This is a genomic window from Methylobacterium guangdongense (assembly GCF_038442355.1).
Taxonomy (GTDB): domain Bacteria; phylum Pseudomonadota; class Alphaproteobacteria; order Rhizobiales; family Beijerinckiaceae; genus Methylobacterium; species Methylobacterium guangdongense.
In genome coordinates, this window is record NZ_JBBXMX010000023.1 from 25,952 (window position 1) to 40,376 (window position 14,425).

At 70.6% G+C, this 14,425-nt stretch carries 16 protein-coding genes; 5 read left to right on the forward strand and 11 right to left on the reverse strand.

All coding sequences use genetic code 11. From position 1 onward, the window contains the following. Positions 1 to 3 precede the first annotated feature (3 nt). The 6 genes from AAHG09_RS27090 to pabB form a co-directional block, all read right to left on the reverse strand. Entirely contained in the window at positions 4 to 1,701 is a 1,698-nt protein-coding gene (locus AAHG09_RS27090; protein WP_412760097.1) for a methyl-accepting chemotaxis protein, read from the reverse strand. A gap of 321 nt (positions 1,702 to 2,022) precedes the next feature. Further along, on the reverse strand, positions 2,023 to 2,556 hold the full coding sequence (locus tag AAHG09_RS27095) for a YciE/YciF ferroxidase family protein (RefSeq protein WP_342110655.1): 534 nt from the start codon (positions 2,554 to 2,556) through the stop codon (positions 2,023 to 2,025). Positions 2,557 to 2,983: 427 nt separating this feature from the next. Then, the gene (locus tag AAHG09_RS27100) at positions 2,984 to 3,415 is read right to left on the reverse strand and encodes a DoxX family protein (RefSeq protein ID WP_342110656.1); all 432 of its coding nucleotides are present in this window, start codon (positions 3,413 to 3,415) and stop codon (positions 2,984 to 2,986) included. Further along, the gene (locus AAHG09_RS27105) at positions 3,412 to 4,266 is read right to left on the reverse strand and encodes an aminotransferase class IV (RefSeq protein ID WP_342110727.1); all 855 of its coding nucleotides are present in this window, start codon (positions 4,264 to 4,266) and stop codon (positions 3,412 to 3,414) included. Before AAHG09_RS27105 ends, AAHG09_RS27100 begins: the two co-directional genes overlap by 4 nt. Next, a complete protein-coding gene (locus AAHG09_RS27110) occupies positions 4,253 to 4,876 on the reverse strand; it encodes an anthranilate synthase component II (protein ID WP_342110657.1) in 624 nt (207 codons plus the stop codon). Before AAHG09_RS27110 ends, AAHG09_RS27105 begins: the two co-directional genes overlap by 14 nt. Beyond that, positions 4,873 to 6,243 carry an aminodeoxychorismate synthase component I gene (gene pabB / locus AAHG09_RS27115; RefSeq protein ID WP_342110658.1) on the reverse strand — a complete coding sequence of 457 codons (1,371 nt, stop codon included), beginning with the start codon at positions 6,241 to 6,243 and terminating at the stop codon, positions 4,873 to 4,875. Before pabB ends, AAHG09_RS27110 begins: the two co-directional genes overlap by 4 nt. Before the next feature lie 373 nt (positions 6,244 to 6,616). Between pabB and rimO the strand changes: the two genes are divergently transcribed. The 3 genes from rimO (at position 6,617) to AAHG09_RS27130 (ending at position 9,760) form a co-directional block, all read left to right on the forward strand. Beyond that, positions 6,617 to 7,981, forward strand: a complete 1,365-nt coding sequence (gene rimO, locus AAHG09_RS27120; protein ID WP_342110660.1) for a 30S ribosomal protein S12 methylthiotransferase RimO — start codon at positions 6,617 to 6,619, stop codon at positions 7,979 to 7,981. Between the two features lie 270 nt (positions 7,982 to 8,251). Continuing rightward, entirely contained in the window at positions 8,252 to 9,334 is a 1,083-nt protein-coding gene (dinB, locus tag AAHG09_RS27125) for a DNA polymerase IV (RefSeq protein ID WP_342110661.1), read from the forward strand. A gap of 168 nt (positions 9,335 to 9,502) precedes the next feature. Further along, positions 9,503 to 9,760: a hypothetical protein gene (locus tag AAHG09_RS27130; RefSeq protein ID WP_342110662.1), complete on the forward strand. Its 258-nt coding sequence runs from the start codon at positions 9,503 to 9,505 to the stop codon at positions 9,758 to 9,760. A gap of 59 nt (positions 9,761 to 9,819) precedes the next feature. Here the strand turns inward: AAHG09_RS27130 and AAHG09_RS27135 are convergent, their stop codons facing one another. From AAHG09_RS27135 to AAHG09_RS27145, 3 genes are all read right to left on the reverse strand, one after another. Beyond that, complete coding sequence (locus AAHG09_RS27135) at positions 9,820 to 10,020, reverse strand: hypothetical protein (protein WP_091719786.1); 201 nt, start codon at positions 10,018 to 10,020, stop codon at positions 9,820 to 9,822. Between the two features lie 102 nt (positions 10,021 to 10,122). Continuing rightward, positions 10,123 to 10,749, reverse strand: coding sequence for a bifunctional nicotinamidase/pyrazinamidase (gene pncA / locus AAHG09_RS27140; protein ID WP_342110663.1), 627 nt, complete (start codon positions 10,747 to 10,749; stop codon positions 10,123 to 10,125). Positions 10,750 to 10,759: 10 nt separating this feature from the next. Beyond that, the gene (locus AAHG09_RS27145; RefSeq protein ID WP_342110664.1) at positions 10,760 to 11,737 is read right to left on the reverse strand and encodes a quinone oxidoreductase family protein; all 978 of its coding nucleotides are present in this window, start codon (positions 11,735 to 11,737) and stop codon (positions 10,760 to 10,762) included. 311 nt (positions 11,738 to 12,048) lie between these two features. Here AAHG09_RS27145 and AAHG09_RS27150 point away from each other — a divergent pair, with 311 nt between their 5' ends. Together AAHG09_RS27150 and AAHG09_RS27155 are read left to right on the forward strand one after the other, a co-directional pair. Then, positions 12,049 to 12,345: an FAD assembly factor SdhE gene (locus tag AAHG09_RS27150; protein WP_160536320.1), complete on the forward strand. Its 297-nt coding sequence runs from the start codon at positions 12,049 to 12,051 to the stop codon at positions 12,343 to 12,345. Between the two features lie 15 nt (positions 12,346 to 12,360). Beyond that, entirely contained in the window at positions 12,361 to 12,591 is a 231-nt protein-coding gene (locus tag AAHG09_RS27155) for a hypothetical protein (protein WP_342110669.1), read from the forward strand. A gap of 97 nt (positions 12,592 to 12,688) precedes the next feature. Here AAHG09_RS27155 and AAHG09_RS27160 read toward each other — a convergent pair whose 3' ends face one another. Continuing rightward, entirely contained in the window at positions 12,689 to 12,958 is a 270-nt protein-coding gene (locus AAHG09_RS27160; RefSeq protein ID WP_342110671.1) for a hypothetical protein, read from the reverse strand. Between the two features lie 149 nt (positions 12,959 to 13,107). Continuing rightward, positions 13,108 to 14,283, reverse strand: a complete 1,176-nt coding sequence (gene ssuD, locus AAHG09_RS27165; RefSeq protein ID WP_342110673.1) for an FMNH2-dependent alkanesulfonate monooxygenase — start codon at positions 14,281 to 14,283, stop codon at positions 13,108 to 13,110. Positions 14,284 to 14,425: the final 142 nt, after the last annotated feature.

Sequence of the window (14,425 nt, forward strand, 5' to 3'; positions counted from 1 at the left end):
CCCTCACGCCGCCCGCACGGTGCTGAGGAACCGGTCGACCTCGGCCGCGAGCTGCTCGGACTGGCGCGACAGGTCGGTCGCCGCCGTGAGCACTTGGTCGGCCGCCCGGCCGGTCTGCTCCGAGGCCTCGGCCACGCCGGTGATGTTGTCGGTGACCTGTTGGGTGCCGGCCGTCGCCTGACCGATGTTGCGCACGATCTCCTGCGTGGCCGCCCCCTGCTGCTCCACCGCCGCCGCGATGGTCGCCGCGACGGCGTTGATCTCGTGGATGCGGCCGGTGATCGTGCCGATGGCGCCCACCGTCTCGCCCGTCGCGCCCTGGATCCGGGCCATCTGGCCGGCGATCTCCTCGGTGGCCTTCGCAGTCTGGTTCGCCAGTTCCTTCACCTCGGCCGCCACCACGGCGAAGCCCCGGCCCGCCTCGCCAGCGCGCGCCGCCTCGATCGTGGCGTTGAGCGCCAGGAGGTTGGTCTGGGCCGCGATGGTCGCGATCAGCTGCACCACGTCGCCGACCCGGGTCGCCGCCGCGCTCAGGGCGGAGACCTGGGCGGCGGTCTGATCGGCCTCGCCGACGGCCCGCCGGGCGAGGTCGGTCGAGCCCGTCACCTGCCGGCCGATCTCCTGGATGGAGCTGCTGAGCTCCTCGGTGGCCGCCGCCACGGTGTTGACGTTGGCGGCGGCCTGTTCGGCGGCAGCCGCCACGGCCGTGGACTGGCTGGCGGTCTCCCGGGCGGAGGACGACATCCGGCTGGCGGTGTCCTGAAGGGTGGCGGCCGCGTTCGAGACCATTCCGACGATGCGAGCCACCGCCTGCTCGAAGGTGTCGGCCAAGCCCATCATGGCGCGCTTGCGCTCGGCCGCCGCGGCGGCCTCGTCCGCGTGCCGGCGCTCCGCCTCCGCGGCCGCGTTGCGGGCCACCATGGTCTTGATGCCCTCCACGGCGCGGCCGACCGCGCCGATCTCGTCCCGGCGGCCCGCCGCCTCGAGGGTGACGTCGCTCGCCCCGCCGGCCATCCGCTCCAGGGCGACGACCAGCCTGTCGAGGGGGCGCGTGATCCCGATCACCGCGATCCCACCGGCCACGCCCAGCGCCGCGAGCAGCCCCGCCACGGTGGTGACGATCAGGACGCGGGTCGCGTGCTCGACCTCGTCCCGCGTCGCGTGCTTGCCGTCCTCGATCTGCCGTTCCAGCTCCGCGATGTGAGCCCCCATGGCCGCGTGGAACGCCTTGCGGCCCGCGAGCGCCTCCTGGAGGGAGATCCGGAGCGCCCCGTCCAGGTCGCCCGCCAGGGCCGCCGCGTTGCTGCGCGCCACGATGTCGAACAGCGGCGCGGTGATCCCGCGGATCGCCGCGACCTTCGCCCGGTCGGATTCGGAGCGCGACGCGGCGATGAGCCGGTCGAGGGTGGCGAGCGTGGTCCGGACGGACGCGCCGTAGCGGTTCCTGTAATCCGCGAGGTCGGCCTTCGGCTCGCCGACGAGGATGTTGCGGTTCATGAGGGCGGCGTCGCCGAGGGCGATCTTGACGTCCTGCAGGCCCATCAGCCGGACCATCAGGTAATCCGCCACGAAGCTGCTGCGCGCCTGGATCGAATCCAGTGTGCCGATCGCGGATCGCGCGGTGACGGCGCTGATCAGCGCTACGATTACCAGTGGAGCGATAATCTTCGTCAGTATCTTGACGCGAGATAGGATCTTCAATGGCAATACCACCCGAAGTTATCTTCAAGTCAGGTATTGTCAGAAAGAAATTATCTTTCGACCGACCTGATGACGATCGACGGGGCTTATCACATCATGATGTAGTGTTCAATGTCTCGAATTTTTCGTGAGATCAGTGCCCGGAAGTGATGATAATTCTAAGAGCAGTTGTTTCAAGTATCAAGATCAACATGCGTCGGTACGTTATTGAGCGGCATGCCGGCCTGTAGAATTCGGGCCGGATACCCGTCTTCGCGCACTGGTGCGGGACGTCGCGAACGGAAGACCCGGCGCCGCCGTGACGGCGCCGGGTCCGCGCGCTCAGGCGGCCTTCTTGCCCTTGCCCTTCGACGGCTCGGCATCCTCGGGGGTGCCGGCGGTGTTGATCGATTCGGCGATCTTGGACAGCAGCGCGTCGGTCTTCTTCTCCTCCTGCAGGGTCTCGTCGAGGAGCTGGGCGGCCTCCGCGTAGCCGAGCTGGGCCGCCCAGGTCTTCAGGGTGCCGTAGCGGGCGATCTCGTAATGCTCCACCGCCTGGGCGCAGGCGGCCAGCACCGCGTCGGCGGCCGGGCTGTCCTCGAAATCCTCCAGATCCTCCTCCATCTCGGAGACGATGCCCTGCATCGCCTCGCAGGTCTTGGCCCGGGCCGGCTTGCCGATGATCTCGAACACCTGGGTCAGGCGCTCGACCTGCTGGGCGCTCTCCTCGGCATGGGTCTCGAACGCCTGGCGGAGTTCGTCGTGCTCGGCCGCCTTGGCGGACTTCTTGAGCGCTTTCACGGATTGCTTCTCGGCGTAGTAGACGTCCTTCAGGGTCTCGTAGAAGGCGTCGTGCAGCGTCTTCTGCTTGGCCATGGCGGTCTGTCTCCGGTGCGAGGACGCCGCGCCGGGGGGCGCGGCTTCCGGACGGGGAACGCCGCTCCCGCCGGGCGTATCCGGCCGATCTTTTCACCCTGGGGAGGAACAAGCGCTCTTGCGGTCTTGAACGGAGATCCGGGGAGACGGCATCGCGCCGGTCGGCACGGCCCCTGTCCGGGGCGCATGCGGCGACCGCGGAATGCGACCCGGGATCCGGCGCAGGACCCCGCTCGGCGACGTTCTCAATCGACCCGTGCCGCCGGCGTGGCGCTTTTTGTGCTGGATCCCGAATCAGGTTCCGCTTTGCTCCACCTGTCCGGGAAGCGCATTAAGCCCGCGTGCCGGGGCGGTGGCCTTTGATCCTGTGATCCCGCGTCTCCGGGATCCTGGGGTGCCGGGATCCTGGGATGCCGTGATCCCTGGATCACGGGATCCGAGTCGATCGGCCGGCACGGCGGAACGGCCAGTCGATCAGCCCGCCGGCCCAGAGCGCCGCCCAGACGAAGACCGGCTGAAAGGCGAGGCGCGGCCCGTGATACCACCAGGAATCCGGAATGCCGTCGACGTGGATGTGCGCGAAGGCGTGCTTGAGGTTCGCCGGGTAGACGCAGACCGCATAGAGCGCGAGGCCGATCGCGGCGGCCCGGCGGAACCGTCCGGTGAGGAGGCCGACCGCGCCGGCGATCTCGCACAGGCCGGTGGCCTGGATGACGAGGCGCGGTTCCGGCACCCAATCGGGCATGAGCGGCAGCATCGCGTCGGTCGCCACGAGGTGGACCACGCCGATGAACAGGTAGATCGCCGCGAGCGCGTAGCGCAGCCGGCGCCGCCCGGTCTCGAGTCCCTGATCGGTCACGCGACCACCTCCTCGGCCACGCCGCAGGATTGGGCCACGCGAGCCCGCAGAGCCGCCATGAGGCCGGCCACCGCCGGGTGGCCGGCGCCCGGGAAGCCCTTGTCGCCGATGGCGGTCACGGGGGCCAGGAGCCGCAGGGAGTTGGTCAGGAATACGGCCTCCGCGCCCAGGAACTCGGACAGGCCGAGCGAGCGTTCCTCGGCCCGCAGCCCGCATCCGGCGGCGAGCCCCGCAAAGATCTCCGCCCGCACGATCCCGGCGAGCACGCCGTCCGCCAGGGGCGGCGTCACCAGGGTCGTGCCGAACAGGGCGAAGAGGTTGCCGGTGCCCGCGCAGGCGACCCGCCCCCGCGTGTTGCAGAACAGCGCCTCGTCGAAGCCCGCGGCAGCGGCCTCCCGGGCGGCCAGCACACCGTCGCCATAGCCCAGCGTCTTCAGGCAGCTGGCGGGGGAGGTGTCGTTGCGGGCGATGGCGGTCGGCCACAGGCGCAGGGGCGCGAAGGCCACGGCCCGGGTGCTCGGCGCCGCGGTGGCGAACAGCGTCGGGTGCGGGTCCTCCGGCGGCTTTAGGCCCCGGGGGCCGGAGCCGCGGGTCAGGGTGGTGCGGATCGCGAGCCGATCTCCCTGCCCTGCGAGGCTCCGCAGGGCGGCGCGGATCCGCTCCGGCTCGGCCGGGATGCCAAGGGTCGCCGCGGAGGCCACGAGGCGGGCGATGTGGGCCTCCTCGAAGGCGACGCGGCCGCCGAGCGCCAGCGCCGTATCGAACAGGCCGTCGCCGAGCGTCAGGCCGCGGTCGGTGTGGTCGAGGGGGGCCGTGGTCCCGGGGGCGAGCGCCCCGTCACGCCACAGCATCGCGGCGTCCTTCCGGTGCATCACGCCGCTCCCGCCACGCGCGGGCCAATCCCAGAAAGTTGGCGAACAGGGCGTGGCCGCCCTCGGTCAGCACGGATTCCGGATGGAACTGGATGCCGTAGGTCGGGTGGGTCCGGTGCGAGAGCGCCATCACCTCGCCCTCCTGCGAGACCGCGTCGACGGAGAGGTGTTGTTCCATGTCGGGGCCGGGATTCACCACGAGCGAGTGATAGCGCCCGACCGGCATCGGCGCCGGCAGGCCGGAGAACAGGCGCGCGCCGGTATGGGCGATCGGCGTCATCTGCCCGTGGAGCGGGCGCTGCGCCCGCGCGACCGTGCCGCCGAAGGCCGCGCCGATCGCCTGATGGCCGAGGCAGACCCCGAGGATCGGCACCGTGCCGGACAGATCCCGGATCGCCGGCAGCGAGATTCCGGCCTCCGCGGGGGTGCAGGGGCCGGGCGACACCACCAGGGCCTCCGGCTCGAGCGCCCGGATGCCGGGGACGTCCAGGGCGTCGTTGCGCACGACCCGGACGTCCTCACCCAGCTCCTCGAAGTAGCGGACGACGTTGAAGACGAAGGAATCGTAGTTGTCGAGGACGAGGATCATGCGAAGGCCTCGAACACGCGGGCGGCCTTGGCCAGGGTCTCGTCGTATTCCGGGCCCGGCTCCGACAGCAGGGTCACCCCGCCCCCGGCCTGCAGGACCGCCTGCCGGTCGTCCATGAACACGGTGCGGATCGCGATCGAGGTGTCCATCGCCCCGTCGAAACCGATCCGGCCGATGGCGCCGCAATAGAGTTCCCGCGCGTCGCCCTCGATCTCCGTGATGATGTCCATGGCGCGGATCTTCGGAGCGCCCGTGATCGAGCCGCCCGGAAAGGTCCCTTCCAGGAGGTCGAGGGCGTCGAGCCCGTCGCGGAGTTGTCCGGTCACCACCGACACCAGATGGTGGACGTTGGCGTAGGTCTCCAGGCCGCAGAGGGTGGGCACGGCGACGCTGCCGGGCTTGCAGACCCGCGACAGGTCGTTGCGCAGCAGGTCGACGATCATCACGTTCTCGGCCCGCTCCTTGACGTTGGCCTGGAGCGCTTCGGCGACCACGCGGTCGGCCTCCGGGTCGTCGAGGCGGCGGGCGGTGCCCTTGATCGGGCGCGTCTCCACGTGCCGGCCGTCGAGGCGAATGAAGCGCTCGGGCGAGGACGAGGCGACGCTCAGCCCCTCCCACTCCAGATAGGCCCCGAAGGTCGCCGGATTGGTGGCGCGCAGGCGCCGGTAGAGGGCGAACGGATCGAAATCCGCCGGCAGGTCGGTGATGAAGCGCTGGGCGATGTTGGCTTGGTAGATGTCGCCGGCGCGAATATAGGCGCGGACCCTTTCGACAGCGTTCTCATAGCTTTGCCGGTCGAAGTTCGAGCGCCACGTGAATTCGTTTCCGGGTTGGCCTGGGGGCTCGGCCGGTTCGGTGCCGAGGCGGTCGGCGAAGGCAGCCAGCCGCGCCTCCGCGCGGGCCTGCCGGGCGGCGGGCTCAAGGGCTGGGAAGCCGGTGGCGACGAGCCGGGCCGTCCCGGCGGCGTGGTCGATCACCAGGGCCGTGTCGTAGAGGTTCAGGGCGATGTCGTCGGTCAGCCCCGCCCGCCGGGCCGGCGCCGCGACCCGCTCCAGGGCCGCGCCGAGATCGTAGGCGAGATAGCCGATCGCCCCGCCCGGGAAGGGGTTTTCGGGGTCGGGCGCGATCCGGTAGGGGGCGAGGCAGGCGCGCAGGGCTGCGAACGGGCCGCCCGGAACGGAAGTGCCGTTCAGGGTTGCCAGACCATCGCGGAAGCGGAAGCGCGCGAACGGGTCGGCGGCCACGATCGAGTGCCGCCCGAGCGGGTCGTGCCGCATGGCGCTGTCGAGGAAGGCGAGCCCCGGCAGGGACCGCAGCCGGGCGGCGGCCGCGACGGGATCGATGAAGGGAATCTCTCGGGTCCACATGACCGGGTTCGGGCCCGCTATCCTCTGGCTGTGCGTCATCTGTTGCCGTCGCACAGGCGATGCCGCGGGGGAAGCGGCAGTTCCACGCAGGAACCACCGCTGGGTGCGGACGGGCCGTGTCCGACGCGCAGGGCGGTTGCCTCGCCGCCTCATGCGCGGCCTGAGGATCCGCCGGCAAGTATCTGGCAAACAGCCAAGTTTTTCGCTCGTGCGAAGCCTCGCGCCTGGGGCCGGCCACCCCTGCGGCGGCCGGCCTCGCGCCGACGGACCGGAACCGCTATAGGAGCGCGATCCCGAATTCTCGTCCTCGCGCGCCGTGTGGTTGACTTACCGGCCATACGCGCGGGCGGCGTCCGACCCATCGAATGCGCCCATGACCGCCACGCCCGCCCCTGCCACGCCGGCTCCCAAGGCTCCCGACCTCAAGGCCTCGGCCCCGAAAATCTCGTTCGTGTCGCTGGGCTGCCCGAAGGCCCTGGTCGATTCCGAGCGGATCCTCACGCACCTGCGCGCCGAGGGCTACGAGCTGGCCCGGCGGCACGACGGCGCCGACGTGGTGATCGTCAACACCTGCGGCTTCCTCGATTCCGCCAAGGCGGAGTCGCTCTCGGCCATCGGCGAGGCCATGGCGGAGAACGGCCGGGTCATCGTCACCGGCTGCATGGGCGCGCAGCCCGAAGAGATCCGCGAGAAGTATCCCGACCTGTTGGCGGTGACCGGGCCGCAGGCCTACGAGTCGGTGGTGGCGGCCGTCCACGAGGCGGTGCCGCCGGCCCACGACCCGTTCCTCGACCTCGTGCCGCCGCAGGGGATCAAGCTCACCCCGCGCCATTACGCCTACCTGAAGATCTCGGAGGGCTGCAGCAACCGCTGCAGCTTCTGCATCATCCCGTCATTGCGCGGGAACCTCGTCAGCCGCCCCGCCGCCGACGTGCTGCGCGAGGCCGAGAAGCTGGTGAAGGCCGGCGTGAAGGAGCTTCTGGTCGTCAGCCAGGACACCAGCGCCTACGGGGTCGATATCCGCTACAGTGAGAGCCCGTGGCGTGACCGGCAGGTCCGGGCGAAGTTCTACGACCTCACCAAGGAACTCGGCGAGCTCGGGGCCTGGGTTCGGCTGCACTACGTCTACCCCTACCCGCACGTGGACGAGGTCATCCCGCTGATGGCCGAGGGCAAGGTGCTCCCCTATCTCGACATGCCGCTCCAGCATGCGAGCCCCTCGGTGCTCAAGCGGATGCGCCGCCCCGGCAACCAGGAGCGCCAGCTCGACCGGATCCGGAGCTGGCGGCAGATCTGCCCGGACCTCGCGATCCGCTCGACCTTCATCGTCGGCTTCCCCGGCGAGACCGAGGCCGAGTTCGAGGAGCTGCTGGCGTGGCTGCAGGAGGCCAAGCTCGATCGGGTCGGCTGCTTCGAGTACGAGCCGGTGGCGGGCGCCACCGCCAACGCGCTGGGTGATCTCGTCCCGCCCGCGGTGAAGGCCGAGCGCAAGCGCCGGTTCATGGAGACCCAGAACGGGATCGCGCTCCGGCTGCAGCGCGCCAAGGTCGGCAAGCGGCTGCCCATCATCGTCGATGCCGTCGAGGGCGGGGTCGCGCGGGGCCGGTCCAAGGCCGACGCGCCGGAGATCGACGGCAATGTCCACGCCGCCTTCCGGCGCCCGGTGCGGGTCGGCGACATCGTCACCGTGAAGATCGACCGGGCCGAGGCCTACGACCTCTACGGCAGCTTGGCCTGAGGCGGGACGCCGCCGCGGGCGGTTGAACAGAACCTCCGACCCGCGCCCTCATCCTGAGGTGCCGCAGCGGAGCGGAGGCCTCGAAGGAGCCCTCCAGAAATCGCGCGGCTGGCCGGAGGGCTCCTTCGAGGCCCGCTTCGCGGTCACCTCAGGATGAGGGGAGTGGGTGGGATATCCCTGTTGACGCCGCGCCCGGCGCAGCTTGACCGCGCCCGCCCAGCAAGGTCTTTCAGAACAGATCAGGAACCTTGGTCAGGCCCCGAGGCGGCGATGGATCCGGAGGTCGCGCTCCGAAAAATCATCCACATCGACATGGACGCGTTCTACGCCTCCGTGGAGCAGCGTGACGACCCGGCCCTGCGCGGCAAGCCCCTGGCCGTGGGGGGCTCGCGGGAGCGGGGCGTGGTGGCGGCCGCGAGCTACGAGGCCCGGAAATTCGGCGTCCGCTCGGCCATGCCGTCAGCGACCGCGCGGCGGCTCTGCCCGGACCTGCTGTTCGTGAAACCGCGCTTCGAGGTCTATCGGTCGATTTCCGAAGAGATCCGCGCGGTCTTCGCCCGGCACACCGACGTCATCGAGCCGGTGGCCCTCGACGAGGCTTATCTCGACGTCACCGAGAATCATCTGGGTCTGCCCACCGCCACCGCGGTCGCCAAGGCGATCCGGGCCGAGATCCTGGAACGCACCGGGCTCATCGCCTCGGCCGGGGTCTCGTACAACAAGTTCCTCGCCAAGGTGGCGTCCGACCACAGGAAGCCGAACGCCCTGTTCGTCATCACCCCCGCCATGGGGCCGGACTTCGTGGCAGAGCTGCCGATCGGCCGTTTCCACGGGGTCGGCCCGGTGACCGAGGCCAAGATGAAGCGGCTCGGGATCCACACCGGGGCGGATCTGCGCGCCTGGACGCCGGACCGCCTGCGCGACACGTTTGGCTCGGCCGGCGCCTACTACCACGCCGTCGCCCGCGGGATCGACGCGCGGCCGGTGCGCGCCCACCGGGTGCGCAAGTCGATCGGCGCCGAGACCACCTTCTCGGACGACACCGCCGCCTTCGAGGTTTTGGCGGCGCGGCTCGTGCCCCTGTTCGACAAGGTCTGGGCCGGGGCCGCCGCCAAGGGCATGCGCGGCCGGACCGTGACTTTGAAGCTCAAGTTCTCGGATTTCGCCCAGGTCACCCGGGCGAAGTCGCTCGTGGCCCCCGTGCCCGACCGGGCGAGCCTGGAGCGAATCGGCCTCGATCTGCTCGCCGGCCTGTTTCCCCTGCGGCGCAGCGCCCGGCTGGTCGGGGTGTCGTTGTCGGGCTTCGCACAGGGGGAAGAAACGGGGCCGATGCAACTCGGGTTAGAGCTTTAATCGGTAGATCAATTTTAGGTTAGAAATCTTATGCTGCGACGCGGCGCCTATTGTGCGGTGCCGCACTTTCCGCCCGGCAGGGCCACCCCAGATTGCCGATACGGCATGCGGCACCGAACGCACGGGCGCCGCCGGATCGGAAACCGTCGCGCACAAGGACCCGCCCGCATGTCGAAGCCTGCTTTCCTGACCGCCGCCTCCGCCCTGGCTCTGACCCTCTCGGCCGGCGCCGCCCTCGCGGATGGCAATTCCGCCTTCGGCGCCTCCGAGACGGCGCTGCTCAGGGGCTACACCGCGAGCCCCGGCCGCCTCTACGTGCCGACCCCCGGTGACGAGGAGCGGATCGTCACCGGCGCCATCCCCGCCCCGACCGCCGTGCCGGAGCCGCATGGGCGGAAGGCGCCGGCCCGCACCCCGGTCCGCTGAACGGAACCGCCGGCCCGGGCGCCGACGCGGCATCCGGGCCAACGTGAAGTTGGCAGATCTCAGGCGTTCTTGCGCGGGCGGTGGTTCGGGTCGATGCCGCCGTCGAGCTTCGTCTCGTTGTCCACGTCGCCCTCGAAGGTCGAATCGGCCTGCAGATCCGCGGGGTCGGCGCCGCTCATGCCCTTCGAGGTTCCGATCCCGGGATTGCCCTTGAGGTCGGCATCCGTGGGGGTCTCGGTCTTGGGATGCTTGTTCGACATGCTGGCTCCTGTCGGATGCTGGAGCCGGGCCAACGCGTCGGAGCCGGGACAGTCTCCCGCTGGCCGTGCGGCGGTTCGCCTCCCGGGTCGTGCGAGCGCGGGTCAGCCGATCTCGGCCGCCGCGACCCGGCGCACGCCCGCCGCCTCCATCCGCGCCCAGGCCTGCGCGAGCGATCCGTCCACGTCGATCCCCCGCACCGCATCCGCCGCCACGCAGACGTCGAAGCCCGCCGCGCGGGCGTCGAGGGCGCTCCAGGCGACGCAGAAATCCGTGGCGAGGCCGCACAGGACGAGCCGGGTGATGCCGCGCTCCCGCAGCGCCCCGGCGAGCCCCGTACGGGTGGTCCGGTCGGCCTCCAGGAAGGCCGAGTAGCTGTCGACCCGCGGGTTCAGCCCCTTGCGGATCACGAGGCTAGCCCGGTCGGTGGCCAGCCCCGGCGCGAAACCCGCCCCGGGGAGGCCCTGGACGCAGTGCCGGGGCCACAGCACCTGATCGCCATAGGGCAGCGCCACGGTCTCGAAGGGCGCCCGCCCGGCGTGAGTGTCGGCGAAGGAGACGTGGTCGGCCGGGTGCCAGTCCTGAGTCAGGGCCACATGGCGGAAGCGGTCCTGCAGCGCGTTGACCGGCCCGACCACCGCGTCGCCCCCCGGGACGGGGAGCGCCCCGCCCGGAAGGAAGTCGACCTGCACGTCGATGACGAGGAGCAGGTCCGCGGCGCCCGGTGTCACGGCGTGGACGTCACGGCAGCATCACGATCGAGCCGGTGGTCTCCCGGCCCGCGAGGTCGCGGTGGACCTGCTGCGCCTCGGCGAGCGGGTAGGTGGCGTTCACCGCGATCTTCACCGCGCCGTCGCGCACCACCTTGAACAGGCGGGCGGCCGCCTCCTCCAGGGTGGCGCGGTTCGACGAGAAGGTCGCGAGCGTCGGGCGGGTCACGTAGAGCGAGCCGCGCGGCGCCAGCAGCCCCAGGTCGAGGCCGGTGATCGGCCCGGAGGCCGAGCCGAAGCTCGCCAGCAGCCCCATCGGCGCGAGGCTGTCGAGCGAGCCCATCAGGGTCGCCTGCCCGACGCCGTCATAGACCACCGGGACGCCCTTGCCGCCGGTGATCTCGCGGACCCGCTTGGCGACGTCCTCCTCCCGGTAGAGGATGACGTGGTCGCAGCCGTTCTGCTTGGCGAGCTCGGCCTTCTCGGGGCTGCCGGCGGTGCCGATCACCGTGGCGCCGAGGTACTTGGCCCATTGGCAGGCGATCAGGCCGACGCCGCCGGCCGCCGCGTGCCACAGGATCGTGTCGCCGGGCTTCACCGCGTAGGTCCGGTGCAGCAGGTACTCGGCGGTCAGGCCCTTGAGCATCATGGCGGCGGCGGTCTTCTCGTCGACGCCGTCGGGGATCGGCACGGCCGCGGCGGCCGGGATCACCGGCTCCTCGGCGTAGCAGCCATCCGCCACCGAGCCGTAGGCGACCCGGTCGCCGGGCTTGAACTGGGTCACGCCCTCGCCGACCGCCGTGACGGTGCCGGCGCCCTCCTTGCCGGGGGTGTAGGGCAGGTGCGGCGACTTGTAGGCGCCGGTGCGGAAGTAGATGTCGATGAAGTTGACGCCGATCGCCGCCTGCTTCACGCGGATCTGCCCGGGACCGGGCTCGGCCAGGGGCACATCCTCGAAGCGCATCACCTCGGGGCCGCCGTACTCGTAGACCCGGATCGCCTTCGGCATCGTTGGACTCCCGCTTGCCGCCCCGTCCCGGGGCGTTGGCATTCGGAATAACCGAGCGACCGGCGGAGGCAATTTCTTTTTCTTTTCGACGGTCGCGCTTCGGTTGCCTCCGGCGTCGGATCCTGCACAGGACACGACGGCGCGCGATTGCATCCAATCCTCCACCTCATCCTGAGGTGAAGGGTTGGAGTGCCGGTCCAACACTGGCCGAGCTTGTGTCGTGTACCGTGCGGATCCTGGATCCAGGGCAGCCAACCGCCTATCTTGGCGTGAACGCCCGCCCATTCCTCCGACCGGAAGTCTTGAAAAAAATGTCCGGCACCACCCGCACGAGCGCCGATCTCGATCCGCGCCGCCGTCGCCTCCTGTATCGCGCCTGGCACCGGGGCATCCGCGAGATGGACCTGATCATGGGCCGATTCGCCGATGCCGAGATCGGCGATCTGTCGGAGGCGGAGCTCGACCAGTTCGAGGCGCTGATCGAGGTGCCGGACCGCGACCTGTTCAAGTGGCTCACCGGCGAGGTCGAGACGCCCTCGAACTACGACACGGCGGTCTGGCAGCGCGTGCGCGCGTTCCACCGGCACGACGCGCCGATCCATTCCTGAGAGCGAACAGCCCCGATGGACGAACCGAAGCCCACTTACGACCACCCGGCCCGGTCGATCGCGACCGAGCTCGTGGTGCGCATCATGCTGGAGATGATGGAGCGTTCCGATCCGGCGCTCCGTGCCGAGATCCTGCGGCAGGCCACGGCCCGGGCCGCCGCGATGACCGCCGACATGCCCAACGCGGATTTCTTCCGCGGCCGGGTCGAGGCGGCGCTGGCGGAGATCGTCGGGCCGGACGCGTAAGGGGTTTTTTGAGGCTCCGGCGGCCAGAGCGACAGGAGCATCGGTACGCCCGTACGCCGAGCGGCGCACGGGTGGAGAGGCCGGACGGGCCGGGCGCTCAGCGCGCCTCGCTGACCCGCTTGGTCGCCCGCTGCTCCTTCTTGTAGGCGGTGATCGCCGCCGAGCAGCCCGCGGAGAGCTTCTTCAGGTTGGCCTTGAAGCAGGCCTCGACCTCCGGGCCGCCCGGCGCGTAGGCGCTGCAGTAATCCATGTAATCGCCGGTGCAGTGCTGCTTGAGGGCTTCCCGGGCGGGGGATTGCTCCGCGAAGGCCGCGGCAGGGCCGAAGCACAGGGCGAGAGCCAGCAGAGCCGTCTTGGTCGAAGTCATGGACATCCTTCACGCGTCCCGGCCGCGCGCGTACGGCGCGCGGCGATGGACGGGGCGGATGGACGCCAAGGATGGCGTCACCATGACAGCCGGATGGCGCGAATGCAGATCAGCCATGTCCAATACTGGAGGACAGACCGATCTGCTCCTCAATGCGCCCCAACGCGCTTGGCCGGCACGAGGTCGTTGGCGATGATCTCACCGAACGGGCCGTCGTTGCGGGCGTTCGTCGCCGGGCGGCCCGTGGTGGCGCGCAGCGGCAGCTTCGGGAAGACCAGCTCGGCGAAGCGGTAGGCCTCCTCCAGGTGCGGGTAGCCCGAGAGGATGAACCGGTCGATCCCAAGGTCGATATACTCCTTCATCCGGTCGGCGACCTGATCGGCCGAGCCGACGAGCGCCGTCCCGGCCCCGCCGCGCACGAGGCCGACGCCGGCCCAGAGGTTCGGCGAGACTACCAGCTTGTCGCGGCGGCCGCCGTGGAGCGCCATCATCCGGCTCTGGCCCACGGAATCCTGCCGCTTCAACGTCTCCTGCGCCTTGGCGATGGTGGCGTCGTCGAGCTTGGAGATCAGCCGCTCGGCCGCCTCCCAGGCTTGCGCCTCCGTCTCCCGGGCGATCACGTGCAGGCGGATGCCGTACGAGAAGGTCTTTCCCCGTTCCTCCGCGGCGCGGCGGGCCGAGGCGATCTTCTCGGCGACCTGGGCCGGGGGCTCGCCCCAGGTGAGGTAGACGTCGCAATGCTGGGCCGCCACCGCGATGCCGGGCGCCGACGACCCGCCGAAGTAGAGCGGCGGATAGGGCTTCTGCACCGGCGGGTAGATCAGCCGGCCGTTCTCGGCGCGCAGGTGCTTACCCGCGAAGGTCACGGTCTCGCCCGCGAGCAGGCCGCGCCAGATCGTCAGGAACTCGTCGGTGACGGCGTAGCGCTCGTCGTGGGACAGGAACACGCCGTCGCCGGCGAGCTCCACCGGGTCGCCGCCGGTGACGACGTTGATCAGCAGGCGCCCGTTCGAGATCCGGTCGAGGGTCGCGGTCATGCGGGCCGCCGCGGAGGGCTCCATCAGGCCCGGCCGGACCGCCACGAGGAAGCGCAGCCGCTTGGTCAGCGGCGCGAGCGCCGAGGCGACGATCCAGGAATCCTCGCAGGAGCGCCCGGTCGGCAGCAGCACGCCGTAATAGCCGAGGTCGTCCGCGCCCTGCGCGATCTGCCGGAGATAATCGAGCGAGACCTCTCGGGCGCCCTCCTGGGCGCCGAGATAGCGGCCGTCGCCATGGGTCGGCAGGAACCAGAGGACGTCGGCGCGCCCATCTTGCGGTGCAGTCATCGGGGTTGTCCTTGCTGATCGAAGGTCAGGTTTCAAAAGGCCGAGGCCTTTTGCGGGGTGTCGGGGCGGAGCCCCGACATCGGGTTTCGCCCGAACCCAGCGGGCTCCGCCCTGCACCCGCCAAAGGGCTCGCCCTTTGGAA

Coding starts and splice junctions, on each gene's coding strand:
- AAHG09_RS27095 (WP_342110655.1), bottom strand. CDS start 2,556: ATGGCCAAGCAGAAGACGCTGCACGACGCCTTCTACGAGACCCTGAAG.
- AAHG09_RS27105 (WP_342110727.1), bottom strand. CDS start 4,266: ATGCTGTGGCGTGACGGGGCGCTCGCCCCCGGGACCACGGCCCCCCTC.
- AAHG09_RS27110 (WP_342110657.1), bottom strand. CDS start 4,876: ATGATCCTCGTCCTCGACAACTACGATTCCTTCGTCTTCAACGTCGTC.
- pabB (WP_342110658.1), bottom strand. CDS start 6,243: ATGTGGACCCGAGAGATTCCCTTCATCGATCCCGTCGCGGCCGCCGCC.
- rimO (WP_342110660.1), top strand. CDS start 6,617: ATGACCGCCACGCCCGCCCCTGCCACGCCGGCTCCCAAGGCTCCCGAC.
- dinB (WP_342110661.1), top strand. CDS start 8,252: ATGGATCCGGAGGTCGCGCTCCGAAAAATCATCCACATCGACATGGAC.
- AAHG09_RS27130 (WP_342110662.1), top strand. CDS start 9,503: ATGTCGAAGCCTGCTTTCCTGACCGCCGCCTCCGCCCTGGCTCTGACC.
- AAHG09_RS27135 (WP_091719786.1), bottom strand. CDS start 10,020: ATGTCGAACAAGCATCCCAAGACCGAGACCCCCACGGATGCCGACCTC.
- AAHG09_RS27145 (WP_342110664.1), bottom strand. CDS start 11,737: ATGCCGAAGGCGATCCGGGTCTACGAGTACGGCGGCCCCGAGGTGATG.
- AAHG09_RS27150 (WP_160536320.1), top strand. CDS start 12,049: ATGTCCGGCACCACCCGCACGAGCGCCGATCTCGATCCGCGCCGCCGT.
- AAHG09_RS27155 (WP_342110669.1), top strand. CDS start 12,361: ATGGACGAACCGAAGCCCACTTACGACCACCCGGCCCGGTCGATCGCG.
- AAHG09_RS27160 (WP_342110671.1), bottom strand. CDS start 12,958: ATGACTTCGACCAAGACGGCTCTGCTGGCTCTCGCCCTGTGCTTCGGC.
- ssuD (WP_342110673.1), bottom strand. CDS start 14,283: ATGACTGCACCGCAAGATGGGCGCGCCGACGTCCTCTGGTTCCTGCCG.